This is a genomic window from Lacticaseibacillus paracasei subsp. paracasei (genome assembly GCF_000829035.1).
In the GTDB taxonomy this organism is placed as follows: Bacteria; Bacillota; Bacilli; order Lactobacillales; family Lactobacillaceae; genus Lacticaseibacillus; species Lacticaseibacillus paracasei.
Map to the genome: position 1 here is coordinate 2889537 of NZ_AP012541.1, position 25007 is coordinate 2914543.

Sequence of the window (25007 nt, forward strand, 5' to 3'; positions counted from 1 at the left end):
ACCGGATTTTTGGGTCGGGATATTCACTGCCTTGGGTAGCGTGTGGTAGCGTTGGATGACGGAAAATGCTTAAGACGCCACCGCTGCTGCTGCGGAAACGCGCTCGCAGTCGCAGAAACCTCCATGTAAGGACCTCAGGCGCAATGGCCAAAGCCCAGCCATCACGCCTGAGGCCACTTACATTCCGGTTTCTAAGCGCTCCTGCTCGCGCTTTGCTTTATACCACAAACAGCGGATCTGCAACTGCAGGATCGGTGTCGTAGATACGAAAGTCGTGATCGACGGCTAGGCCTTGTTGAGCTAATAGTGAAGCGACGGTTAGGTGTGCGAGTGGTTTATTATTGTTGTGCGGAGAAAGGTGTCCTAAATAAATGCGCTTGGTTCGCAGCCCGATAACATCCATCAAGGCATCAGCGCCGTCCTCATTGGAAAGATGGCCTTGGTCGCCTAAAATACGCTGTTTTAGTGGCCATGGATAAGGCCCCGTTCGTAACATCTCAAGATCATGGTTACATTCCATGACATAGGCATCTGCATCACGAATGGTACCTGCAACACGGTCAGAAACATACCCTGTATCCGTTAGAATCGTGAAGGTTTTCCCGTCATGATGGAACTGATAGAACTGCGGCGCCGCAGCATCGTGTGAAACGCCGAAACTCTCAACATCCAAATCACCTAATGTCAACGTTGCGCCCATGTCAAAAAGCCGCAATTGGTCTTCTGGAATTTTGCCAACACTTTTGGGCAGTGCCGCAAAGGTTTTTGCATTCGCATACACACTCAGTTTCGGATAACGTCGTGCTAAAACACCGACACCACGGACATGATCACTGTGTTCATGGGTGATGAAGACACTATCGACATCTGTCAGGTCGCGCCCGATGCTTTGCATCAGCGTCTCGATCTTTTTGCCGGACAAGCCGGCGTCGACCAGCACCTTATGACCCGGCGTTTCAATATAGGTTGCGTTGCCTGAACTGCTGCTAGCAAGGACACTGACACGCATCCCAAAATCTTCGCCCACGATCAACATCTCCCATCTTCTACCATTTAACTGATGAACAAATTGATCATCCAGTTGTTATTTCATTACATTCTAACACTAATTGTCATTACGATTCTTCATAACGGTTCGGGTAATGGCATTCACGCGTTTAACCGTCACATTGCCGGTTGCACGGTTTTTAACACCGATATACCACGCTGGCACGTAAACCGTGCTCCCCTTTGCATCTAACAAGTAACTATAGGCCAATTTAGTAGATACAATCGCGGAATTGTTCGGAATATCGTTATCTCGATACAACGTAATCACCGCATCCTGTTCACTCATTAAATTTAAGCGGTCGCGCAAAACACTTAACTTTGCAAGGTAAGTTTGGCTATAACTGACCAACCGATCGTCAACTACATGCAAGGTCACTGCAGCCCGCCGATCATAGATCAAGCCAGCCTTGGGGTGCTGAGCAAAGACAACACGTTCATCACTGGAAAGCGCCGCCGCATATTCGTATTCGCTGCCATGGTAAATACTGTCTTTCACAAATGTCGTCAGTTGGCGTATTTGCTGACTCTTTTTCAAAGTGATCGGCGTGTCTAAGCTTGCCTGCAACTCTTGGTAATCGCCTTCACTGATGCTGACCCGTTGCTTCACCAACTTGCTGTGCGCAGCACTTAACGCTGTGTTCGCCTGACTTGCAAGATAATCGCCTTCTGGTGTTTGCTTGCTCAAATGCGGCAGCTTAATCTGGTCACGCGTAATGTCGGTGATCGTGGCGGCATCTCCACTTTTGGTTGTTGCCAAATCGACCTGCTGCGCCTGAAAAAAGCTAATGCCTAAGAAAATATTCAGACCAACAAACACGACTAGAAAAATCCATTCAATGCGTCGAAAATCCACAAGATCGCCTCCCTCAGCGTGCCCGAAGCTGCGTTGTTACGCTGTTAACATGACTTATTGCGACTGACTTGAACCTGATGTGCTGACACTCGCGCTTGCTGCATCATTACTCGGTGTAGCCGTGCTGGCAGCTGTTTGTTCACTAGCAGCATTAGCCTGCTGATCTGTTTGGTGATTGATCCAACTCTGATAATCGCGGTATTCGCCTTTCATCTCAATATAATACGTCGGCTGCAAATCGACCACTTGTTGATCATTGCTGCTGCCCGTCCATTGATAGCCAATCAAAATATCCGTAATTTGATTAGCGCGATAGCCAGCGGCTTCTAATTGACTCAGGATCGTCGCAGTTGCTGGCAAGGTCTGGGCAGCTTGATCGGTTGGGATCGGGACGGTCAAATTGGTGTTTGAGAAATTAATCTCTTCAGATGTCTGGGTATAGCGCACCGTAACATCCCCTTTTTGATAGCCATTAAAAATCGGAAAGCCCTGAACAAAGGTCTTATAGATAACAGCACTGCGACTTGCGTCATATTGAAAATAACGCATGCTGGCCAGATTGGTCATCTGCAAATCACTAAGCCCTTCAAACGTCGCATGGAAGAAATTAGCTAACCCAGTACTAGGAAAATTGGCCGCATAATTTTCAAACTCGATTGCCCCAGTGGATGAATCAGCTGTCATCCGCCGAGTTGATCCGGCGGTGTATAACGTACTATCGCCAATTTCTCGTGAATCCACGTTGCTGGCGGTTTTCGATGGCATTAACAGCGAAACATAGTAATTAGCACTCTGTTGATCCATCAGATAGGCATATGGCTGCAACTTAATTGGACGGGTGAAGAAAGCGACTTCGCTATTGCCCAAGCGTCTCTCCTCGACCGGAAAGGCCCCTGTAGCCTGTTTAGCCACCGCATCGCGTAACTTGTTGGTTGTAACGTTAGCCATTTTGGCCTCGTAAACCGTTCTTGTCGCGTCATTGATAAAAATCAGTTTATTGCCTGATCCATCTAAATCAAACAGGATCCGGTTAAAATGAAAATCAGCTGATTTTAGATTAGGCTGCTTGTTAAAGAACCATCGCTCAAAATGATTAAAACTCATCACGTCTTGGTAAACTAATTGCAGACTGCCATTTTGAGTCAAAAAGTTCTCATAGTTATTCTGCGAAACTTTTCCAATGGTTTTGATCTGTTGCATATGCCAACTTGCCATCTCTTGATGGACACGTGATCCCATACTGGCATTTGCCTGAAAGAGCATTTGCTTCTGGTCGCCATGCGTGTAGTACACGCGACTAGGAAGATAAACCGTTGCTTCCATCTTTTTAACATTGGGATCATTTTCAGTTGTGACCTGCATGCTTGAAGTGCTGCGCCGTTCCTGACGCGATGGATTACGCCAAATTAAGGATGTGAAAATAAAACTCAAGATCACCATGGCGATCAGGCTGATTCTTAAGATCCAATTACTAAGCTTCATCCCAATCATCACCTCCGTCTGTGATCGGTTCATACGGCAGTGAGATATAGAAGGTGCTGCCGCGGCCTTCTTGCGAATCGACCCAAATTCGGCCATGCAAGGCTTCAACAACTTCCTTCGAGATTGCCAATCCTAAACCGGTACCGCCTTGCTTGCGTGATCGTGCCTTGTCGACCCGATAGAAGCGATCGAAGATTTTGCTCAGATCTTGACGTGGAATGCCAAGTCCTTGATCACTAATCGATAGGATCACGTGGTCATGCGTCTGGAACAGCCGCGCCGTGATGGTCCCGCCATCCGGACTGTATTTAATTGCGTTGTTCATAATATTATCAATCACTTGCATAAACTTATCGGTATCAATTTCGACCCATAAGTCCTGATCAGTAATCTCGCGCTTAATCGAGTACCGTTTCTTTTGACCATCTGGCTGTGGCAGCGGTTGGGCCGTTTTGGCTTCACCCGTGTGTTCATTATCGGTTTTTAACATCATGTCAAAACGATCAAGCACATAATTGAAGAATTCGTTGAGATTAACGGTTTCCAAATTGAACTTGCTGGTGCCAGAATCAAGCCGTGACAAGCTCAAGAGATCATTAATCATCCGAATCATCCGATCCGTTTCTTCTTGGGTCACGTTGAGAAAACGTGGCGCCAGCTTTGGATCTTTCCACGCACCATCACTCAAAGCTTCAATGTAACTGCGAACTGATGTGAGGGGCGTCCGCAATTCATGTGACACATTGGAAACAAATTCCTTGCGATCACGATCAATCTTTTGTTGTTCGGTAACATCGTGCAAAACAGCGACCAAACCGGAAATAAACCCGGTTTCCCGCTGGATCAGACTAAAATCGACACGTAGAATCAATTCATGATCCAGTTGCTCCGAAAAGTCCAACAACAGTTCTGTTTGATGTTCCAGCAGATCGCGCAACGTGTAATCCTTAGCGATGTTCAACAGCTTTAGAATTGAAACACCGATGACATCTTCATTCCTGGTGTTCAGGAAATTCAGTGCCGTCTGGTTGATGATGATAACATTCCCACGCCGATCAGTCGCGATAACACCGTCCGTCATGTGAGCCAGCACACTATCCAACCGCCGACGTTCCGCTTCAGACGCCTCTTGTGCTTCTTCAACGCGAACACTGAGGTTGTTAACGGCAACTGCCAACTGACCCAGCTCGTCTTGTCCATAAATCCGAACCTGTCCAGAATAATCGCCGCGGGCCATGCGAATCGCTTGCTTCTTCATTTCATCAATTGGACGAGTAATAGCCCGGCTGATGACAATCGATAGTAACGTGCCCAGTAAGCCAGCTACTAAACTTGAGATTAGGAAAATGCCCACGATTTTATTGATGCTATCGTAGGCCTGTTCCATAGATGCCGAAATGGCAATGGCGCCGATCACTGAATTGTTGTCGCCTGTCGCATTCGGGTTTTTGATCGGGATCACTTTATAATAAGTTGATCCCGTTCGATCACGGTATTCATAACCTTCGTATTGCTGGCCAGAATACAATGTGTTTTTAATGCTGGAGTTAGCTGACTTTTGCCCCACATTAGTTTGCGCATTAATATCACTGTCGCCGCGAATAGTGCCCTTCGCATCAACCACTTGTAAATCCGCCGAGTTGGCAATATCTGCCTGGCTCAACGTGCTTTTAATATCATCATTGGCGCCTTCTGTATCAGTCCGCAACAAATCCGCGGCCAGCTTATCTTGAATATAGCTGTCCACGTTCACACTGGTCTTAAACTGCTCAATGTTTTGCTGCTCAAGGGTCTTAACAAAGTAAGCCCCAATTAACTCCAACGTCACGACTAGCAAGAGAATAAAGACGATCGCAATTTTGAAGTGGATTGACTGAAAGAAGCGAATCTTTTTATTCAACAGTGGTGCTCCTAATTATTCAGCATCGGGATTCCGCAGATAGTAACCGACACCGCGTCGAGTCACCAGCCATTCAGGGTGAGACGGGTTGTCTTCGATTTTTTCACGCAGACGGCGGACGGTCACATCGACGGTGCGGACATCGCCAAAGTAATCGTAGCCCCAAACGGTTTGCAGCAGATGCTCACGGGTCATGACCTGCCCAAGGTGTCGAGCAAGGTAGTGCAGCAGCTCAAATTCACGGTGGGTTAATTCGATGTTTTCACCGCGTTTAGAGACTGTATAGGCATCGGGGTGAATCGTTAGATCTCCGACTTCTAATTCCTTGTTTGCTTCGTCTTCTTCATTGCTGGCTGCGTTGGATGATGCGGTTCGGCGCAAGTTAGCTTTGACACGTGCCACCAGTTCACGATTGGAAAATGGTTTGGTGACGTAATCGTCAGCACCGAGTTCCAACCCGAGCACTTTATCAATTTCTGAGTCCTTAGCTGTCAGCATAATAATTGGGGTGTCATGTTCTTTACGAATTTGTCGGGCGACTTCAAGCCCATCAATTTTTGGTAACATCAGATCAAGTAAAATTAAGTCGGGTGACTCTGCTTCGACTTTTTTCAAGGCTTCTTCGCCATCATAAGCGGTTACGACATCGTAACCTTCTTTATCCAAATTAAACTTGACGATATCAGAGATAGGCTTCTCATCGTCAACGACCAGGATTTTTTTCGCCATCATTGGCCCTCCTTGGTTTAAGATACACTACTGTAGTATAACGGTTTTAGGGAAAGAGCGCGAGGGGCCTAGTTTGAAACCGAAGCATAAGCGGCCTTAAGCCTAAATGGCAGGACTTAGTTCCTTTAAGCTTGAGGTTCTTATATGCAGGTTTCTGGGACCGCGAGCGCATTTTCTACAAGCACGTTAGGTCGCACTTCGATAGATTCCGGCTTGCATTAAATGCTGCTGCAAGCTGGCTCCGCGGCGATTGGGCTGGAACGCACTGGGCACGACTTTTAGCCAACGCGCAAGCCCGGCGCGCTGTCTAAAAGCTCGGCCTTTTCCTAAAGCGGGAAAACCACCCGCTTAAGGAAAATTTCAGTGCTGAGCCCATCGCCGCTCCGCCAGCTTGCCTTTCTATCCAATGTCTCAATATCACATCATTTCAAATCAGTGCTGTTAATTCATAAGCAAGCTTGAAAGGGTCAGTTAATAAACACTTCGCCATTCACCTCGTCTTCACACTAAACGCGCATCGCTATTCCGGTGCTTGCCGTCATTTAATCACCCAATTATGAACTTTGGAGGTTGCTAATATGTTCTTTTATCATGATCAGCTCAGGCTTTACTATCAACGGTGCGGTTCGGGACCAGTGATCGTGTTGTTGCATGGGAATGGTGAGGACCATACGATTTTTGCTAACCTGATTGAGCAATTGGCACCGCTGTATACGGTGATTGCAGTGGATAGTCGCGATCATGGTCAGAGTTCGCGGACGAATCGCTTGAGTTATGATGCGATGACGGCAGATTTAGCGGCCCTGATCACTGGCTTGGAGCTTGAGCAGCCGATTTTACTTGGCTTTTCTGATGGCGCGATTGTGGCATTGCAGTTGGCGATTCGTCAACCCCAGTTAGCCGGCGCTTTAATTCTTGCTGGGGCGAATCTGACCCCGCAAGGCTTACGCTGGTATTCGCGAGTTGCTTTTCGGGTTGCTGCTGGTTACCATCCATCACCTAAAATGGCGATGATGCTCCATGAACCGCAAATCACACCGGCCATGTTGCATCGGGTAGCCATACCAACATTGGTCCTTGCAGGCAGTCGTGACTTGATTGCACGAAAAGAAACGCTCACCATTGCGACTAATATTCAAAACGCCGAGCTGCATATTCTTCCCGGTGAAAATCACAATTCGTACATCAAAGACAACGCGAAACTCTGGCAATTGATTCGGCCTTTTCTTGCTGGTTTAAACAGAACAGACTAAAGTTTAGTCTGTATTTTTTTTGCATATTTAACATTTTCATTGCATATTCATATAAATGAGTATATATTCAATCCATAATCAAAAATGAGGAGTGAAACATATGCGGGGAATCAAACATTGGGCCATGGCCTTCATTGCGCTGGTGGCTATGCTCGTCGGCTTCGCTGCAAATCAGCCGGTACCAACGGCGGCAGCAAGCGAGGATCTGGCGGCAATTCAAAAACGTGGTTACTTGGTTGTTGGTCTGTCAGCCGATTACGCACCACTTGAGTTCCATGCCACCCTCAATGGGGCCGATACCATTGTTGGTGCAGATATCTCCATGTCAAAACAGATCGCCAAAGACATGGGCGTGAAACTGCAGATCAAGGAAATGAACTTCACCGCCTTAATTGGTGCCTTGAAAACCGGCAAAATTGATTTGATCGTCTCCGGTATGTCAAAAACCCCTGAACGTGAAAAAGAAGTCAATTTTTCAACGCCTTACCTATATGAGACACAGGTTATGGTGATTCGGAAGGCTGATAAAGCCAAGTATAAATCGATCGCTGATTTTTCCGGCAAAAAGGTCGGGGCTCAAAAGCAAACGACGCAGGAGCAGCTTGCTAAAACGCAACTCCCAGGTGCCAAAATTTCAAGTCTCGACAAGGCCAATGATGTCATTGCTCAAGTCTCCTATAACAAGCTGGATGGTGCCGTTTTAGCCAGCACCATCGCTGATTCTTATGTGGCGCGGACACCAAGCTTAATGGTACTCAATCCGCATTTTGCTACCCCCAAAGCACCAACGGCCATTGCCGTTAGCAAACAAAATTCAGCCCTGCTCGCTCAGGTCAACAAGACAATCAGTAAGGTCAAAGGCGCCAAATACAAGACCTATCTGCAAGCCGCTTATAAACTACAGGATCAAAACCAAAGTTTCTGGGCTAAATATGGCAACTACTTCCTTCGCGGCACACTCTACACTCTGATCTTTGCGGTTTTGACTGTTTTCTTCGGGACTGTGATTGGCACGCTGCTCGCCTTGATGAAACTAAGCCACAGTTGGTTTGCCAAGGCAATCGCGAACGTCTACATCGAATTCATTCGCGGTACCCCATTACTGGTGCAGGCTTTCATCGTCTTCTTCGGAACGCAAATTCTCGGTCTCGATCTTAGCGCATTCGTTGCCGGTGCCATCGCCATGGCCATCAACTCAGGTGCCTATGTTGCCGAAATCATTCGTGGTGGGATCAACTCCGTCCCGATCGGTCAAACCGAGGCCGCCCGTTCACTCGGACTCCATCAAGGTCAGGCCATGCGTTATGTCATCCTGCCGCAAGCAACAAAGAATATTTGGCCAGCGTTGGGTAATGAATTCGTCACCGATATCAAGGAAAGTTCCGTCTTGTCCGTGATCGGTGCCACTGAATTGATGTTTGAAGGAACCGTCGTTCAAGGTGCTTCATTCAAACCATTCTTACCGCTAGTCGTTGTGGCAATTCTCTACTTCATCATGACCTTCACCCTTTCACGCCTGCTGCGACTGATTGAAAAACGCTTTAATTAAGATCAAAGTAACGCTCAAATAGCACCTCAAAACTAAGGAGGATTTTTAACTCATGACAGAAAAAATCGTACTGGCATATTCAGGCGGCTTGGACACTTCGGTTGCCATCCCGTGGTTAAAAGACAAAGGCTATGAAGTGATTGCGGTGGTATTAAATGTCGGCCAGCCAAAAGCCGACTTTGACGCCATTCAGCAAAAAGCACTCAACGTCGGTGCACTCGATTCGATTGTGGTTGACGCCCAAGATGAATTTGCCGATCACTATGTTGCCCCGGTCATTAAAGCTAATGCCTTGTACGAAGGCGACTATCCGCTGGTTTCCGCCTTATCTCGGCCATTGATCATTGAACATCTGGTGAAAATTGCCCACGCGCAAAATGCCACAGCGATTGCCCATGGTTCAACCGGTAAAGGCAATGACCAAGTTCGCTTTGAAGCCGCGATCCACGCCTTGGACCCGGAAATGAAAATCGAAGCCCCGATCCGTGATTTTCACTGGTCCCGTGAGGAAGAAATTGATTACGCCAAGGAGCATAACGTCCCGGTACCAATTGGTAAAAAATCTCCTTATTCCATTGATGCCAACCTCTGGGGCCGTGCAAATGAAGCCGGCATTCTTGAAAATCCTTGGAACCAGGCACCAGATGATGCTTGGGGAATGACCGTTTCGCCTGAAGCCGCTCCTGATGACCCAACTTTCATTGATCTCACCTTCAAGCAAGGCGTTCCGGTGGCGTTAAATGATGAACCCATGGCGCTGGCAACGATGATCAAGGAGCTAAACAAGCTGGCTGGCGACAATGGCATTGGCCGGATTGATAAAATCGAAAATCGGCTAGTTGGCATCAAGTCGCGTGAAGTCTATGAAGCACCAGCCGCTGCTGTCATTATGGCAGCCCACCACGATCTAGAAAACCTGACGCTTGAACGTGACGTTCAGCATTTTAAACCAACCATCGAAGATAAAATCACCAACATGATCTATGAAGCGCAGTGGATCTCACCGTTGTTTGATGCCTTGATGGCGTTCATCGACAAGACTCAGGCTGTCGTTAATGGCACAGTGAAAATGAAGCTTTACAAAGGCAACGCCACAGCCGTTGCTCGCAAATCCGCCCACAACTCGCTTTACGATGAAGATCTCGCGACTTACACAAGCGCTGATTCCTTCGATCAAGAAGCAGCAGCTGGCTTTATCAAACTCTGGACCTTGCCGACAACCGTTTTCGAGCAAGTCAACCATGTGCACTCCGAGGAAAAACAACATGACTGATAAGTTATGGGGCGGTCGGTTTACCGAAAAAGCGGCACACTGGGTTGATGCTTTTGGAGCCTCCATCGGTTTTGATCAGCAAATGGCCCAAGAAGATTTGGAGGGGTCGCTTGCACATGTCAAGATGCTGGGCAAAACCGGCATCATCCCCCAAGCCGATGCCGACACGATCACGGCGGGTTTGCAGCATCTGCAGAAGGAATTGGCTGCTGGCAAACTGCACTTCACGGTTGAAAATGAGGATATTCATCTTAATATGGAAGCCCTGTTGACCGCTGAAATCGGCCCCGTTGCTGGCAAACTGCACACTGCCCGCTCGCGCAATGATCAAGTCGCAACCGATCTGCACCTCTGGCTGAAACATCGCCTACCAACAATCAAAGAAGCTTTGACCAACCTGCAAACCGTGTTGGTTGGTCAAGCCAAGGTCCACGCAGCAACAATCATGCCCGGTTATACCCATATGCAACACGCCCAGCCGATCACTTATGGTCATTATTTGTTGGCGTATTTCGAAATGTTCCAGCGCGATTGGGAACGTTTCGACTTTACCCAAAAGCACACCGACATTTTGCCATTAGGGGCAGCCGCCCTCGCTGGTACGACCTTCCCGATTGACCGGACGCTGGTTGCTCAAGAGCTGGGATTTGACCAAATTTATCACAACAGCCTCGATGCTGTTTCAGACCGCGACTTTGCGCTTGAGTTTCTCAGCAATAGTGCCATTTTGATGCAGCACTTGAGTCGCATGGCAGAAGAGCTCATTCTTTGGTCCACTTACGAGTTTAATTACATTGAACTCGGCGATGATTTTTCAACCGGTAGCTCAATTATGCCGCAAAAAAAGAATCCTGATTTTGCGGAACTTATTCGTGGCAAAACTGGCCGTGTTTATGGCGCCTTAATGGGCTTGTTGACAACGATGAAGGCAATCCCGTTGGCTTACAACAAAGATATGCAAGAAGATAAAGAACCCATTTTCGATGCTTATAACACTATTCTTGGCTCTTTGCACATTTTCACTGGCATGTTAAGCGACCTGACCGTTCACGAAAAACGGATGGCAGAGGCAACCACGCATGACTTCAGCAATGCAACGGAGTTAGCGGATTACCTCGCGACAAAGGGTGTGCCATTCCGGCAGGCACATGCCATTGTTGGTGAGTTGGTACTCAAGGGGATCAAAACCAACACTGCCTTGCAGGAAATGCCGTTAAGCGAGTTGCAAGCAGCCGCACCGCAAATTCAGCAGGATGTTTACGCTGAATTAACGTCAAAGGCCGCCGTAGATCGACGGACTTCGTTAGGTGGTACTGCGGTTAGCAATGTGTTGAAAGAAGTTGCTCGCGATGAGGAAATGATTGCTTCTCACTAGCGGTACGTGATCACCTTGGCATTCACGAAATAATTGAGGTTGGAATATCGTTTTACAGGCACTAAAAGACGACTGGTTTCCCTACTACGTGGAGAAATCAGTCGTCTTTAGTTTTTTGATAAATAGCTCGTAGGAAGTCAAAGATCCCAGTGCCAAGGCGGCGCAATCGTAGGCCAGATGGGGCTCAGTTGCGCAAACAACACAGCGACCGGGCTTTGTCGCTGATGTTGTTAGGCGACTTCGAGACCGGTCTTTGGGCTCGAAGTGCCATCACCGCTCTAGCTATGCGTCGCCACCCCATCTGGCCGGAGATTGCGGAGTTTGGCACGGCAAAGAATCTTTAGCCTAACCTATTAAGCATTCGTTTTTTCAAGAACAAATGTTGACCACGGGCGAATAAGATCCAGAAAGCCTAGATCATCAGCACTGACTTGGCCAATTTTATTGCGCTGACCGTCATCGGCAAATGGCGTTAGCACAATTTGAAGCTCGCCTTTGTAACGGCCATAAGCATCATTCACAACAAGGATATCGCCGCGTTCAAAGGACTGGTGATTGTCATGCGGCGCAATGCTTTCTTTGCCATACTTCACCCGCGGTTGTGTATCGCGCAGTAAGTAGGCTGAGGCATCGCCACGGTAGAGATGCGGCGCTTCAAAGGCAATCTTCGCCTCAATTGGCAACATCCCCGGCAGCATATCAGCATGCAAAATCGGATATGGTGCCACGAAGTTAGCAGCCACCTGTTGCAACTCAGCTTCACTAGCAAAGGCATTGCCGATGATGACATCATCAATCAAACCGGTCATGACTAAGTGGCTGGTTTGGCTGGCGATGCTTCGATGGCGATCGCTTTCCATTGTTGGCAGACCATCATTGACCGCCCATGGACCGATCTTGCCGGTTGGCGAAGAGACAAACGCCGCTGTGTGCAGTCCATAATCACGATATTGCTGAGAGTACTCAGCAAAAATCTGATCACTTAATCCCGTAAAGGCTTGTGGATAAAAGTTATGACAGCCCAGCAGGTTGTCACGGTCCGGTTCATAGGCCATGATACTAGCCAAATAATTGGTTCCGCGACTCATATTCAGCTCAATCTTCAGCCCGTATGGATTACGCGTCATGCGCGCTTCTTCAGCACCGGTGAAACCTTCATCTAGTCGCAGTCCCCAAACATTGAGCTTTTTGAAAAAGCTCAGATCGTCATAGCTGATCTTTAGCTCTTTGAACAAGGCCGGATTGATGTCGACAATCGTTTGGAAGCCCAGTCGATTAGCATAATCAATGGTTTGGCCGAAAACAGCGAACAGATCCTCTCCGTCATCCCCATACATCTGCAATAACGAGGTGAAGATGCGGGTATAACCATATTTATGCGCCATTTCGAGATAGGCCTTGTTCTGATCAAAACTGCTTTGATCCGGATAGAGCGATATTCCTAGTCGTTTCATTGAAAATCCTTTCTAAGCCGTGTATTGTGCCGCCATCTGGCGAGACATCTTTTTGAACCGGTGCTTACGCTGCCAGTTGAGTAAAAAGCCGGCTGTGCGATTGTTAGCTTTGCCTTTCGCGGTTTTGCCTTCAATCGTTTCCGTGTAATGTAAAGCCGTTTTGTTGTCACCAGCGTCGCTTAGCTGATAGTCAACCGTATAGTGATCACGATCAGTATCCAGTTCGTAAGCATAACGTTGGTTGGCAATGGCATGGGTTATCGTGAGTGTCCCAGTCATGCCATTAGCCCATTTCTTCTTGTAAGAGAAACCATTGAGACTGCCAGTTAACACCTCGCGGCCGGTATGGGCCTTGATGTCTTCCTGCGCGGATCGAATGAGTTGGCCATACATAAATGCTGCTGGCACCTTAAATGTCATTTGGATTTCCAAGTGAAAGCCACCTTTCTAAAAACGTTGTTCAGCCCAAAACCAGCGTGATGGGATGTTAGTCGAGTTCAGTCGGTTTGATCTTATTGGCTGCCTTAACAAATGGCACATAGATCAGGAAACCGATCACCATGTTGATTAATTGTAGCACGGCAGCACGCCAGTCCATCGTTGCAACTAAGGCATTCAGGAACGGTGGCATTGACCAAACAATCTGAGCCTTAATCGGTGAAACCAAACCGTTAACTACGGCGCCATAGGCAATTGAAACCATCACTACCGGTGCCAAAACAAACGGAATGAAGTAAATCGGATCAAGCACAATTGGCATCCCGAACATGACTGGTTCGTTGACGTTGAAGAAGCCTGGTGCAATCGATAATTTAGCAACCGCCCGCTGATCATCACGTTTTGAGAAGATCAGAATCGCAATCAGAAGTAGTAGAGTTGAACCAGCCCCGCCGATCCAAGCATACAGATCAAAGGAGTTCCGGGTCCACAAATATGGTAAGGCTTCACCTTTTGAAAAGGCGTTAGTGTTAGCAATCTGAGCCGTCAGCCAGATTCCATCAAGGATTGGTGCCAAGACGTTCGTACCGTGAATTCCGAAGAACCAGAAAACCTGAACCAAGATCGTCATTATCAACACGGATCCGTAACCTTGACTCAGATTCAACAGCGGTTCCTGCAAGACTTTAGCAATGAATTCAATTACTGTAGTGCCATATTGAGTGAAGATATAGTTGATAATACCGACAGCATACATAGCAACAGCAGCAGGGACAATCCCAGTAAACGCATTAGCAACTGCTGGCGGTACGGAATCAGGCATTTTGATGGTTATGTGTTTCTTCATCAGCCAGATATAGATGGTAGCAGCAATGGCCCCCATCAGCATCACCGTGAAGAAACCATATGCCCCAAAGAACTTACCAAAATTGAAGAAGCCCCACATGCTGACATCCTTGCCGGTAACTGCTGCCCCAGCATCGGTCAGTGACTTGATCGCTGCTTTACCCAAGCCGGTTTTAACCGTCATGGTGAAGTTTTGCGGCAAGCTCATGATGAAGGTACCAAGCGTCACGATCCCCGCCGTGACTGGTTCGACCTTATACTGAACTGCCAGTTGGTACCCAAAAGTGAACGAGAAGATCAGGCCTAAAATTGCCAGTGTCCCTGTCCAGACAACGGCGTTAATACCGATCAGCCATTGCATGGAATTAACAAAGCCCGTCCAGCCAAACTGGTTCGGGATATCACGAATCAAAGCGTTCAGCACCGTCGATACAGCACCAGCCATCATGGCCGGCATGATGGCAATAAAAGCATCACGCAACGCAACCAGCCAACGAATTGAGCCGATTCTGGCAGCGATTGGGACAACATGTTTATTGAGCCAATTAATAAGTCCGTTCATTTTTATAACACTCCTTTTTAAGTGGGCGCGAGCAGGCACGGCGTGAAATCAAGACGTAGCCAGCTTTGACGGTCATGATCTGCTTTTGATCATTGTTTTTAAGCTGACAGCGTCAGATTCCGGCAACTGCAAACGCGCGAGCTATTAATTTGAACTGAGGTCCCCGCCTCATTGGTCCAAATCAATGTTGGTCGTGTGGTAATACAGTGTGAGACCTGGATAAACAAAATAAGTTCGAGAAAAGTTGAAGACTTTGCCGCTGGCTAGATAGTTAATCCCATCCAGACATAAAAGATCGCCTTTTCCGGATGTGGTCATCAGGTCAGCATATTCAGCCGGCAGCGGCCGAGACTGAATATAATTTTCGGTTGTGCTTCCAACCATGTCATAGGTGTTGCGCAAATAGGTAAAGATTGACCCCGCAGCAATTTCTTCCGAGAGATGCGGCACAATGATTTGTGGAAAGTATGATTCTTCCAAGTCGTACAACTGCCCTTTTAAATAGCGCAGACGCACAACCTGATAAACCGGATCGCCAACTGCTACGTTGCCGCGGCGGGCCAATGCCGCAGTTGCTGGTATCAAAGCAAATTTGACGACTTTCGATTTAAGCGGACCGCCTTTGACCATCGCGGTTTGATCAAACCCGATTGACATATTCAAGACGGCACTTGATTGCTCCGAATGATCAATGACGTAGTAGCCACTGCCCTGCACTCTGCGCACGAGTCCATGGGCAAAAATGACATCCAGCGCCTTACGAATAGTGTTGCGGCTGGCTTGATAGCGATTCATCAACACTTGCTCGGTCGGCAACTTCACTGGATACTTACCAGCCAGAATATCTTGAATCAATTGCTCTGCAATATCGTGATACATTTATGACCCCCTCCAAAGGTGTGGTTTTGAAAACGCTTGTAAAATTTGTACCTACGAATTATAATAGCACAAGAAACAGAAAACGATTACATTTTTTTAAAAAGGAGCCGAAAAAAATGGCAGAGAAAAAGATTATGTTGGTCTGCGCCGCTGGTATGTCAACAAGTATGCTGGTTGCACGCATGCAAAAAGCCGCCGAAAAAGATGGCGTTGAGGTCAATATTTTTGCAACCGCCGCTTCCGATGCAGACAACAAATTAGCTGAGGAAAAACCAGATGTTCTGATGTTAGGACCTCAAGTCCGCTATCTTGAAGGTCAATTCAAAAAGGATCTCGATATTCCGGTTGATGTGATTAACATGCAGGATTACGGCTTGATGAACGGCGAAAAAGTCCTCAAGGCGTCCTTGAAGGCAATTGCAGATGGTAAACAAGGAGAAGAAGCATAATGAGTGAAGAAGATCAGAACCTCGAAACTGTCATGGGCTTGATCATGAATGGTGGCAACGCCAAGAGTTCTGCCTTTGAAGCTATTCACGCAGCCAAAGCAGGCGATTTTGAAAAGGCCGACGAAAAGCTTAAAGAGTCCGACCACTTTCTGACTGAAGCCCACAACGTTCAAACAGGCATGTTAACCGCTGAAGCCCAAGGCGATCATGCCGAGGTTACCTTGTTAATGGTTCACAGTCAGGATCATCTGATGAATGCCATCACCTTCCGCGATTTAGCTGGTGAAATGGTTGATTTGTACAAACGATTAAGCGAGAAAGAAGCCTAGGAAAACAAATAAGCCTTCGCCACGCGATGACGCATGAAGGCTTATTTGCAGTGGCCATTGTGAATAAACGGCTGTTATGAAATCCCAAATAATCGCACCAAAAAGGCGACTCAGCAAATGAGCCGCCTTTTTAATACTATATGTTATTTTTGCTGGCGACCTGCCTGCCATTCTTACCGCAGAATGCCATACTTAACAGAGTCCCAGTAACGATCCTGATAATAACGAACTTGTCGGACACGCGCTTCCTCCTGCATGCCAACTGCTTTAGCCAAACCGATCATCCGATCATTGCCTGACCAGGTGGTGATACCTAAATGCGGCAGGTTGACGAGTCCGAAGATGCGATCAATCCACTGATCCAGCGCATCTTGCCCATAACCTTTTCCCCAATCAGCCGAGTCATAGATAACGATGCCAAGATCCAGCCACCGCTGCAGATCGCCATCTTCATAATGGGCAGAGACGAGCCCAATCAAAACGCCGTTTGACCAAATGCCGTTGACAAATGGATTGGCAACCCAGTGAAAGCCAGTTTGATTGGCCTGATTTTCCTGCAGTTCTTGTAGTGTCGGTACTTCTTGGTTAAAATACGGTCCGTCCCACTGATGCCATTCAGCCTTTGGATCAGAAAAAGCCACCTTCCACAGTGTTTCTAGATCTTCAGATTGAAAATGTTTTAGCGTCACTGTCATGCGTTCACCGCTCCTTTGATGTTTGTTAACAACATACCACAATTATTGCCCAGGAAATAATGCAATCGTCAACTATGTTAATGTCAGTATAGCGGTAAACGATTCGAGTTAATCTTAGATAAGGAGTGAATCTCATAGTGGCAGATTATATTAAAGATATCCGGACAAAGGTTGGTCATGCGCCCTTGATTATGGCTGGCGTGATTGGCATCCTGACCGATCAGGCTGGGCGCGTTCTACTCCAACAACGCAGCGATTTTACCGGTGAATGGGGCTTGATTAGCGGGACGATCGAATACGGCGAAACCCCTGCCCAGACGATGGTGCGTGAATTCAAAGAAGAAACCAATCTGGAGGTTGAAGTTGTCCGGTTGCTTGGCGTTAATGGCAATCTCACCCTCACCTATCCAAATGGCGATGTTGCCCAATGGCTGTGCCCGGTGTTTCTTGTGAAACAATTAAGTGGTGTGTTAAATAGTGACAACAGTGAGACTGAAGCCTTAAAATTTTGGGATCCAGCAGCCGCTCCTGACCTGTTTAATCAACAACATCGGGAAGTCTTGGCGCACTTTATCGCAAATGAAACGGGGTATTTTGATTGAATCGATTGATCATTCTGCGTGGCAATTCAGGCAGTGATAAAACCACCACCGCAACCGCCTTGCGTACCCAACTGGCCAATACGCTGCTAGTATCTCAAGACGTCGTGCGCCGTGACATGCTCGCCGAAAAAGACAAACCGGGCAATCCCACAATTGAACTAATTGAAACGATTGCTCGCTTTGGATTGCAGCATCAGCGAACTGTCATCCTTGAGGGGATTCTGTCGGCAGCACGCTATGGCGACATGTTGAAAACACTCATTGCAGAAGCTGATCAAAGTCTGGTTTACTACTATGACCTCTCGTTTGATGAGACTTTGCGCCGCCATGCCCATCGCGCAAAAGCCAAGGAATTCGGAGCCGACGTCATGCGTGACTGGTATTTGCCCCATGATCGTTTAAATGTGCCGACTGAGCAGCTCATTTCTGCCGATTGGTCGCAAACCATGGTCGTCAACCACATCTTGACCGATCTGGCTGGATTGAACAATACAGAATCTGTTAAACCTATTCACTGACAAAAGACACCAACTCGCGGGCTCTTTTCCAAACTGATTTGATAGCGTCTTCTTGTCCTTAACGGCGGGCAAAATCAGCATTGGCATAATCGGGCAAAATATTATTGTTTTCATGGGTTTCAGACTAGAATGGGTTCGTAAAGGTTAGTTCATTATTAGTAATGGCTATAACGCGCTCGTCAGCACAGCAGCTTGCATGTAAGGACCCTGCTCGCAATGGTCAAACTACGACCATCACGGACAGGCCCCGGTTGCTAACCGTGCTGACTCACGCTCACTAAAAGGAGTGATTTTTGATGACAAGTTATCCACGCCGTGACCCGGTTACTGACCGGCTGCTCACCCCGGAAAATTCTGCTTTGATTCTGATTAACTACCAACCGACACAAATTGAATCCATCGGTTCCATGAACCATCACGCTTTGATCCAAAATGTTGTGATGACGGCCAAGTTGGCTAAAACGTACAATGTGCCAATTGTTCTCTCTACCGTTAACGTTAAAAGCGGACGCAATAAAGACACCATCCCCGATTTGAAAAAAGCCCTCGGCGATATACCAAGTATTGATCGCTCTTCGATTAATGCTTGGCAAGACAAAGAGTTTGTCGAAGCAGTCAAGGCAACTGGCCGTAAGAACTTGGTTATTGCGGCCTTATGGACAGAAGCCTGCCTAACCTTCCCAACAATTGATGCCTTGGCTGAAGGCTATCATGTTTATCCTGTCGTGGATGCTGTTGGCGGCACCTCACAAATTGCTCATGAAACTGCTTTACGCCGCGTTGAACAAGCAGGTGCACAATTGACCACAAATGCCCAACTGGCTTGCGAATGGCAGCGCGACTGGAACCGAACCGACACTGTACCGGATTTTGTTAAACTGCTGCTGGGTGCAGGCGACTTTATCAATTTAGGCGACTAGCTTTTTAACAATATGACATGAACGGGGCTGATTAAAGCAGCCCCGTTTCGTTTCTTATCGCTTATGATGTGTACCTGCCCATGACATCGCATGATGCCATGAACAGGTACCTTATTTTATTGGTGAGCGTGAGCCAGAGCGGTTAGTCACCGGAGCGTAAGCGGCCTCTGGCGTGATGGCCGGTCTTTGGCCATTGCGACTGAGGTCCTTACACGCAGGTGACTGCTCTGGCAAACGCGTTATGGTTAGGGGGATTCAACATGCAACGTTCTGAAACGGCACCAAAACGTTGGTGGCTACTGGTCGCGCTGGGCTTTTTTGCCTTCATGACCAATCTCGACGGTTCAATTGTGAATATTGCCGTGCCAATTATGGCCAAGGATCTAAAAGTTCCGGCCAGTCAGATGGAATGGACGGTTTCGCTGTATTTAATCGTTTTAAGTGCGCTGCTATTGCCCTTTGGTAAACTTGGCGACCGCATCGGTAAGCAGCGGATTTTTAAATGGGGCACCGGTACATTTGTCTTAGGTTCCTTGATGGCTGGGATTAATCTCGGCTTTAATTTTTTGATGTTAGCCCGGATGATCCAGGCACTTGGCGGGGCGATGACTTTGGCGAATACGTACGGGATCGTCACCTCGACTTTCGCACTTGCTGAACGTGGCCGGGCAATGGGGGTTGTGAGTACCTTCGTCGCATTGGGGGGTGTCGCTGGTCCAAGTCTAGGCGGTTTGATTTTGGCCCATTTCAGTTGGCCAATGATTTTTCTCATCAACGTTCCTATCGGTTTAATCGCATTGGGTGTCTCCTTGTGGTCTATGAACAATGGCATCCCACAACGCGGTACGTACGATGGTTGGGGGATGATTTTGCAGGCAACAGCGATTGCAAGCGGTTTTTGGGGACTGAATCTTGCTCAGCAAAGCGGTTTTGACGATCCAGTTGTCCTCAGCACCCTTGCATTGGCAGTCGTTGCTCTCATCGCCTTTATCGGCTTTGAGCAACGGCAACAAGCACCATTGCTTCCTTTGCGTATTTTCCGTGTCCGTATTTTCACACTCGGTGTGGTCACTGTCTTCTTCATCTTTATGGTGCAGTTTTTCAGCACAGTGCTGATGCCGTTCTACCTTGAAGATGCTCGTGGCCTGACACCAGGTACGGCTGGCACGCTATTATCGCTTTATCCACTGATGATGGTCTTCTTCGCCCCGTTTGGCGGTTGGCTGGCCGATAAATGGAACGTCCCGGCAGTTGCTTTGCTCGGCAGCATTTTTATCGCTGTCGGCAGTCTTATCGGTGCCACGTTGAAATCAAACGCACCGTTGACCATTTACATCATCAGTACACTCCTTGTCGGCATCGGCAGCGGTCTTTTTCAATCCCCAATTGGCGATGTTGTCATGTCAGTTGTTCCGAAAAATCAGCTTGGCATCGCTGGCAGTTTCAATGCGCTCGCACGCAATCTTGGGATGGTCAGCGGCACGGCGGTTGCGACAACAGTGCTCTTTGGCACGATGAGTCAACTTGCTGGCAGCCGCGTAACGAACTATCCAACAGCACATCCCGAATTCTTTATCAGCGGTTTACAAGTTGCCATGATTGTCGCGGCTGTGCTCGCTATCCTCGGAGCCATCGCCATCGGCCTGACAATCAAACCGTGGCAGGCACACGAAAAAAACTAGTGTCAGTTTTTATGACAGTTCATCCGTCAGAACACCTCATCTTCCAATGAAAGCAGACGATTGTTTCGCCGGTAAATCAACGTTCGTGTAACAAGCCCACTTTTCCCTTCGGCTCAAAAAGTGCTAGCATAAGAGTATTGTGTCCGCTTGCACAGCGTCAGCAGACGTGCTTAGGAAGCATAACCTGAATGGCCGAGTTTTGACTGGCATGCTTACATGTAGGTTGCTGCGACTGTGGGCGTATTCTAATGACGGAGGAAAACAGCCATGAAAAAGAACCACACCTCGACAGCCTGGTTGACTTGGGGCATCATGCTGGTCGGTGCCAATCTGCGGCTGCCCATCACGATGATCCCACCGTTGCTGCCGACAATTAAGCAAACACTCGGCCTGCCTGCATCCATGGCAGGTATGCTGACAACCATTCCATTGCTCATGTTCGCGCTGGCCTCACCGTTAATCGCCAAAATGGGTAATCGTTGTGGTAATGAGTGGAGCTTGCTGGTAGCGCTGGTTATCTTGTTGGCTGGTAGCCTGCTGCGAATCATTCCCAGCCTGACAGCTTTAATTGCTGGTACTTTGCTCATCGGATTTGGTATTTCTGGCGGTAACGTCCTTTTACCTGCAATCATCAAGGACCAATTTCCCCACGCTATCGGTGCTAAAACCAGTCTTTATACCGTGACGATGGGACTTATTGCGTCCCTCGGTACTGGACTCGCAGGATTGCTAAATCAGCAATTCAACATGCAGATCACCCTGGCAGCTTTTTCGTTAGTCGGCGTCTTTGGATTACTCGTCTGGGCGTTGGCCTTTCGCACACTACCAAAGAAAGCAGCCCGGCAAGACGTCCAGCGCAAAAATATCGCCGTTTCGCGATCTATGCTAGCGTGGTGGATCGCTTTATTCTTCGGCCTGCAAAGCTTTCTCTACTATTCTTTGCTGACTTGGCTGCCAAGTCTTTGGCAAGCGGCCGGTTTCTCCCAAATCGCGGCGGGTAATCTGGCTACCATTTTTCAGCTGAGCGGGATGCCGGCAACATTATCCATCCCATTCATTGCTGAAAAGCGCCATGGCCTCTTATATAGTGTCTGGGGCATCATGCTAGGCTTTGTACTAGGTGCTTTGGGTATTCTTATCCCTGCGGCGAACTTTGGCTTAAACGTTGTCTACGCGCTGCTCATGGGCGTTGCTTCTGGGGCCGCTTTTGCCATCTGCATTGTCTTTTTCCAGAAGAAAACCGCCGATGCTTATGAAACGGCTAGTCTCTCTGGCTTTGCTCAAAGTGTCGGCTACTTATTTGCGGCGGTTGGTCCAGTATTATACGGCTTCATCCAAACGGCTACAGGTTCGTGGGATTTATTGTTGTGGCTGACAGTCGGGCTCACGCTGCTAATGTTTGTGGCAGGGCTGATCATCAATGCGAACCATCGGATTTTTCCATCAAAGATGAATAGATAGCGCTTGCAAGTTTCTATTACTTTTTTTACACTAAGCATGAATGGCTAAGGAGGTCACAAAATGGCAATGACAACGACAATTGGTAAAAGTACGGTCACAACCGGGAAACTAGGTTTAGGCACCAATAAAGTCGGCGGCCACAACTTGTTCCCTAATCTGCATGACGAAGATGGCATCGCCGTCGTGAAAGCTGCGCTTGACCACGGCATTGACATGCTTGATACCGCTTACATGTATGGTTTAGGGCAGTCGGAAAAATTAATCGGTGAAGCCACACAAGGCTATGATCGCAGCAAAATTATTCTGGCAACCAAGGCAGCACAGGATCCGCACAATGATCTCAAACCAAATAACGATCCCAAATTTTTAACGCAAGCAATTGATGATGCTTTGTTACGCCTTAAAACCGATTACCTTGATATTTTCTATATTCATTTTCCTGATGACAAAACTGACAAAGCGGAGGTGGTCAATGCCATTGCCAATGCCCGCAAGGCCGGCAAGGTTCGGGCGATCGGCGTTTCTAACTTCTCATTAGACCAAATCAAAGAGGCCAACCAAGACAATCAGGTTGATGTCGTTGAAGACAATTACAGTTTGGTACATCGCGATGCTGAGCAAAACCTGTTCCCGTATTTGAATGAACACCAGATCAGTTTCGTCCCATACTTTCCACTCGCATCCGGCTTGTTAACTGGTAAGTATGGCCTTGATGATGCTGACAAGTTTAGTCGACGTTTCTCGGCAGATCAGTTCAAGACCATTCTTGCCGCTTTGCGAGAAGTCGATGGCATCGCTGATGCCCATCAGGCAACCTTGGCTCAGGTTTTCTTGGCTTGGTACATGAAGAATCCGGCCATTGCGGTTGTGATTCCCGGTGCCCGCCTACCTGAACAAGCTACAAGCAATGCTAAAGCTTTAGACGTCAATTTACGCGATGCTGAATATGCATCTATTGACGAGTTGTTCAAAAAATTCCGTACTGAATAATCGCGCATTGTTCTAGGCTACAGACTTCGCACAATCCAAAAAGCAGCCCGCTTCCAGCATGTCACACATGCGGAAACGAGCTGCTTCTTTTTATTATCGAAAAACGGATGGTGAGCAGGCATCACTCACTTTTTGCGTCTAAATGCCCGTTTGATAACCTGCCAAAACGTCAGTGATTGTACAATTTTATCTGCTGGGAAATGATTTCTGATGGCGCGCAAAACGCGTTTCGGATCTCTTGCCGCGAAGGTATATGTCCCATTTTTCTTCGTTTTGATTGCAAACCGTGGGATCCATTTGCCTTTGAAGATCACCGACGCAATGACCAAATCAATCTCATTCCACGGGATCTGATAGAAATCGCGCACGTTTTTTTCGTTGAAAAATTCAAACCCTTTATCGCCGATCATGATCTTGCCATATGTCGGCATCCCCATGAAGGCCGTGCCTTCGACCACTAATTCGGACTTCGTGTTGATCGATTGAACCATTTTCCGCCATCCTTTTAAACTCATCTTGAACGATTTTTTACTGATGGAGACGACTCGGTCTGTTCTCCAAACGCAATTACAGTTGCAGAAATCTCCTGTTCACGCTCTAAACGCGATCGCCAGCCCAGAAACCTGCGTGTAAGGACCTTGGGCGCAATGGCCAAAGCCCGGCCATCACACCCAAGGCCGCTTACACTACGATTTCTAACCGCTCCTGTTCACGCTCTCCATTATAAAACAAAAGCCCAGACTTTGCGCCTGAGCTTCCGTGATTCTTTGTTCGTTTTAACGGTTGATATTACATCAAGCCGACAACGTGGAAGACAACCCCGACAACGAACAGGCCAAGGATAATCACAATTGGAGAAACCTTCTTCTTCAGTAACCACATGCAGAACAAGGTCAGCAGTAAGCCCATCAAACCAGGAATCAAGCTATCCAAGTTATCTTGCAGCGTTAAGACCTTATTCTTGGTCAGTGACAGACCTTGAGATTGTAATTCCAAAGCCTTCTGAATACCCTTGGATCCACTTGGTAGTGAACTCCAGTCGATGTAAGCACCCTTTTGGTTAGGTACGTCTGATACGACTGGTGTGAATTTGACAGAAACCCAACGGTTAACCAGCGACCCTAAGATAAACATCCCAAGAATCGTGGCACCCTTCGTCACTTCTTGCAACAGACCACCGGAAAGGTCTTCGGTAATCTTGCTCCCAGCTTTGTAGCCAAATTCCTGCGTGTACCACAGGAAAGCCATACGAATTGCATTCCAAAGCACGAAGTACAAGATTGGTCCCATGATATTGCCGGCCATTGCCAAGGATGCAGCTAAGGCACCAATAATTGGCTTAACCGTGAACCAGAACACTGGATCGCCGACACCAGCCAGCGGACCCATCATCCCAACTTTGACACCCTGAATCGCCTTGTCATCAATTGGCGCCCCATTGGCACGTTCTTCTTCCAGTGCCATAGTAACACCAATAATTGGTGATGCCAGATATGGATGCGTGTTAAAGAATTCTAGATGCCGTTTCAAAGCAGCGGAACGGTCTTCCTTGGTATGATACAAACGTTTCAGTGCCGGAATCAGGGTGTAAGCCCAGCCACCGTTCTGCATACGTTCGTAGTTCCAAGAACCTTGAATGAAGGTTGACCGCCACCAAACCTTGATTCGGTCGCTTTTAGTTAAATGAACTTCTTCAGCCATGTTTGTCAACCTCCTTC

The 25007-nt window shown here is 47.7% G+C and carries 24 protein-coding genes; 12 read left to right on the forward strand and 12 right to left on the reverse strand.

Annotated features, from left to right (window positions below):
• Nucleotides 1-217: 217 nt before the first annotated feature.
• The 5 genes from LBPC_RS14195 to yycF all read right to left on the reverse strand — a co-directional run bounded on the left by LBPC_RS14195 (nucleotide 218) and on the right by yycF (nucleotide 6014).
• Nucleotides 218-1036: an MBL fold metallo-hydrolase gene (locus LBPC_RS14195; protein WP_003568187.1), complete on the reverse strand. Its 819-nt coding sequence runs from the start codon at nucleotides 1034-1036 to the stop codon at nucleotides 218-220.
• Between the two features lie 69 nt (nucleotides 1037-1105).
• Entirely contained in the window at nucleotides 1106-1903 is a 798-nt protein-coding gene (locus LBPC_RS14200) for a two-component system regulatory protein YycI (RefSeq protein ID WP_003662418.1), read from the reverse strand.
• A 54-nt stretch (nucleotides 1904-1957) separates the two neighbouring features.
• Nucleotides 1958-3385, reverse strand: coding sequence for a YycH family regulatory protein (locus LBPC_RS14205; RefSeq protein WP_003568191.1), 1428 nt, complete (start codon nucleotides 3383-3385; stop codon nucleotides 1958-1960).
• Nucleotides 3375-5285, reverse strand: coding sequence for a cell wall metabolism sensor histidine kinase WalK (walK, locus tag LBPC_RS14210; protein WP_003662416.1), 1911 nt, complete (start codon nucleotides 5283-5285; stop codon nucleotides 3375-3377). The genes LBPC_RS14205 and walK overlap by 11 nt, the downstream gene beginning before the upstream one ends.
• Before the next feature lie 15 nt (nucleotides 5286-5300).
• Nucleotides 5301-6014 (reverse strand): response regulator YycF, encoded by a 714-nt coding sequence (gene yycF / locus LBPC_RS14215; protein ID WP_003658889.1) that lies wholly within the window; start codon nucleotides 6012-6014, stop codon nucleotides 5301-5303.
• Nucleotides 6015-6592: 578 nt separating this feature from the next.
• On the opposite strand from yycF, the gene LBPC_RS14220 reads away from it, so the two are divergent.
• From LBPC_RS14220 to argH, 4 genes are all read left to right on the forward strand, one after another.
• Entirely contained in the window at nucleotides 6593-7267 is a 675-nt protein-coding gene (locus LBPC_RS14220) for an alpha/beta fold hydrolase (protein WP_003577014.1), read from the forward strand.
• 100 nt (nucleotides 7268-7367) lie between these two features.
• Nucleotides 7368-8816, forward strand: coding sequence for an ABC transporter substrate-binding protein/permease (locus LBPC_RS14225; protein WP_003662415.1), 1449 nt, complete (start codon nucleotides 7368-7370; stop codon nucleotides 8814-8816).
• Nucleotides 8817-8868: 52 nt separating this feature from the next.
• Nucleotides 8869-10089: an argininosuccinate synthase gene (locus LBPC_RS14230; RefSeq protein ID WP_003600136.1), complete on the forward strand. Its 1221-nt coding sequence runs from the start codon at nucleotides 8869-8871 to the stop codon at nucleotides 10087-10089.
• Nucleotides 10082-11464, forward strand: a complete 1383-nt coding sequence (argH, locus tag LBPC_RS14235; RefSeq protein WP_003568204.1) for an argininosuccinate lyase — start codon at nucleotides 10082-10084, stop codon at nucleotides 11462-11464. Before LBPC_RS14230 ends, argH begins: the two co-directional genes overlap by 8 nt.
• 353 nt (nucleotides 11465-11817) lie before the next feature.
• Here argH and LBPC_RS14245 read toward each other — a convergent pair whose 3' ends face one another.
• The 4 genes from LBPC_RS14245 to LBPC_RS14260 form a co-directional block, all read right to left on the reverse strand.
• A complete protein-coding gene (locus LBPC_RS14245; protein WP_003662413.1) occupies nucleotides 11818-12918 on the reverse strand; it encodes a DUF871 domain-containing protein in 1101 nt (366 codons plus the stop codon).
• Between the two features lie 12 nt (nucleotides 12919-12930).
• Nucleotides 12931-13350, reverse strand: a complete 420-nt coding sequence (locus LBPC_RS14250) for a DUF3284 domain-containing protein (RefSeq protein WP_003568211.1) — start codon at nucleotides 13348-13350, stop codon at nucleotides 12931-12933.
• Nucleotides 13351-13405: 55 nt separating this feature from the next.
• The gene (locus LBPC_RS14255) at nucleotides 13406-14764 is read right to left on the reverse strand and encodes a PTS sugar transporter subunit IIC (RefSeq protein WP_003581533.1); all 1359 of its coding nucleotides are present in this window, start codon (nucleotides 14762-14764) and stop codon (nucleotides 13406-13408) included.
• A gap of 168 nt (nucleotides 14765-14932) precedes the next feature.
• Nucleotides 14933-15643 carry a GntR family transcriptional regulator gene (locus LBPC_RS14260; RefSeq protein WP_003662409.1) on the reverse strand — a complete coding sequence of 237 codons (711 nt, stop codon included), beginning with the start codon at nucleotides 15641-15643 and terminating at the stop codon, nucleotides 14933-14935.
• Nucleotides 15644-15759: 116 nt separating this feature from the next.
• Between LBPC_RS14260 and LBPC_RS14265 the strand changes: the two genes are divergently transcribed.
• Together LBPC_RS14265 and LBPC_RS14270 are read left to right on the forward strand one after the other, a co-directional pair.
• The gene (locus LBPC_RS14265; protein ID WP_003568216.1) at nucleotides 15760-16092 is read left to right on the forward strand and encodes a PTS sugar transporter subunit IIB; all 333 of its coding nucleotides are present in this window, start codon (nucleotides 15760-15762) and stop codon (nucleotides 16090-16092) included.
• On the forward strand, nucleotides 16092-16421 hold the full coding sequence (locus LBPC_RS14270; RefSeq protein ID WP_003577029.1) for a PTS lactose/cellobiose transporter subunit IIA: 330 nt from the start codon (nucleotides 16092-16094) through the stop codon (nucleotides 16419-16421). The genes LBPC_RS14265 and LBPC_RS14270 overlap by 1 nt, the downstream gene beginning before the upstream one ends.
• Nucleotides 16422-16594: 173 nt before the next feature.
• Here LBPC_RS14270 and LBPC_RS14275 read toward each other — a convergent pair whose 3' ends face one another.
• A complete protein-coding gene (locus LBPC_RS14275; RefSeq protein ID WP_003662405.1) occupies nucleotides 16595-17116 on the reverse strand; it encodes a GNAT family N-acetyltransferase in 522 nt (173 codons plus the stop codon).
• A 137-nt stretch (nucleotides 17117-17253) separates the two neighbouring features.
• Between LBPC_RS14275 and LBPC_RS14280 the strand changes: the two genes are divergently transcribed.
• From LBPC_RS14280 to LBPC_RS14305, 6 genes are all read left to right on the forward strand, one after another.
• Nucleotides 17254-17718, forward strand: a complete 465-nt coding sequence (locus LBPC_RS14280) for an NUDIX hydrolase (protein WP_003568221.1) — start codon at nucleotides 17254-17256, stop codon at nucleotides 17716-17718.
• On the forward strand, nucleotides 17715-18236 hold the full coding sequence (locus LBPC_RS14285; protein WP_003662403.1) for a kinase: 522 nt from the start codon (nucleotides 17715-17717) through the stop codon (nucleotides 18234-18236). Before LBPC_RS14280 ends, LBPC_RS14285 begins: the two co-directional genes overlap by 4 nt.
• 296 nt (nucleotides 18237-18532) lie before the next feature.
• On the forward strand, nucleotides 18533-19156 hold the full coding sequence (locus tag LBPC_RS14290; protein ID WP_003662402.1) for a hydrolase: 624 nt from the start codon (nucleotides 18533-18535) through the stop codon (nucleotides 19154-19156).
• A gap of 260 nt (nucleotides 19157-19416) precedes the next feature.
• The gene (locus tag LBPC_RS14295; protein ID WP_016365955.1) at nucleotides 19417-20838 is read left to right on the forward strand and encodes an MFS transporter; all 1422 of its coding nucleotides are present in this window, start codon (nucleotides 19417-19419) and stop codon (nucleotides 20836-20838) included.
• A 267-nt stretch (nucleotides 20839-21105) separates the two neighbouring features.
• A complete protein-coding gene (locus LBPC_RS14300; protein WP_003662400.1) occupies nucleotides 21106-22299 on the forward strand; it encodes an MFS transporter in 1194 nt (397 codons plus the stop codon).
• 60 nt (nucleotides 22300-22359) lie between these two features.
• Nucleotides 22360-23289, forward strand: coding sequence for an aldo/keto reductase (locus LBPC_RS14305; protein ID WP_003662399.1), 930 nt, complete (start codon nucleotides 22360-22362; stop codon nucleotides 23287-23289).
• A 125-nt stretch (nucleotides 23290-23414) separates the two neighbouring features.
• Here the strand turns inward: LBPC_RS14305 and LBPC_RS14310 are convergent, their stop codons facing one another.
• The gene (locus LBPC_RS14310) at nucleotides 23415-23780 is read right to left on the reverse strand and encodes a DUF956 family protein (RefSeq protein WP_003568234.1); all 366 of its coding nucleotides are present in this window, start codon (nucleotides 23778-23780) and stop codon (nucleotides 23415-23417) included.
• A gap of 298 nt (nucleotides 23781-24078) precedes the next feature.
• On the reverse strand, nucleotides 24079-24990 hold the full coding sequence (locus LBPC_RS14315) for a PTS system mannose/fructose/sorbose family transporter subunit IID (RefSeq protein WP_003581553.1): 912 nt from the start codon (nucleotides 24988-24990) through the stop codon (nucleotides 24079-24081).
• Nucleotides 24991-25007: the final 17 nt, after the last annotated feature.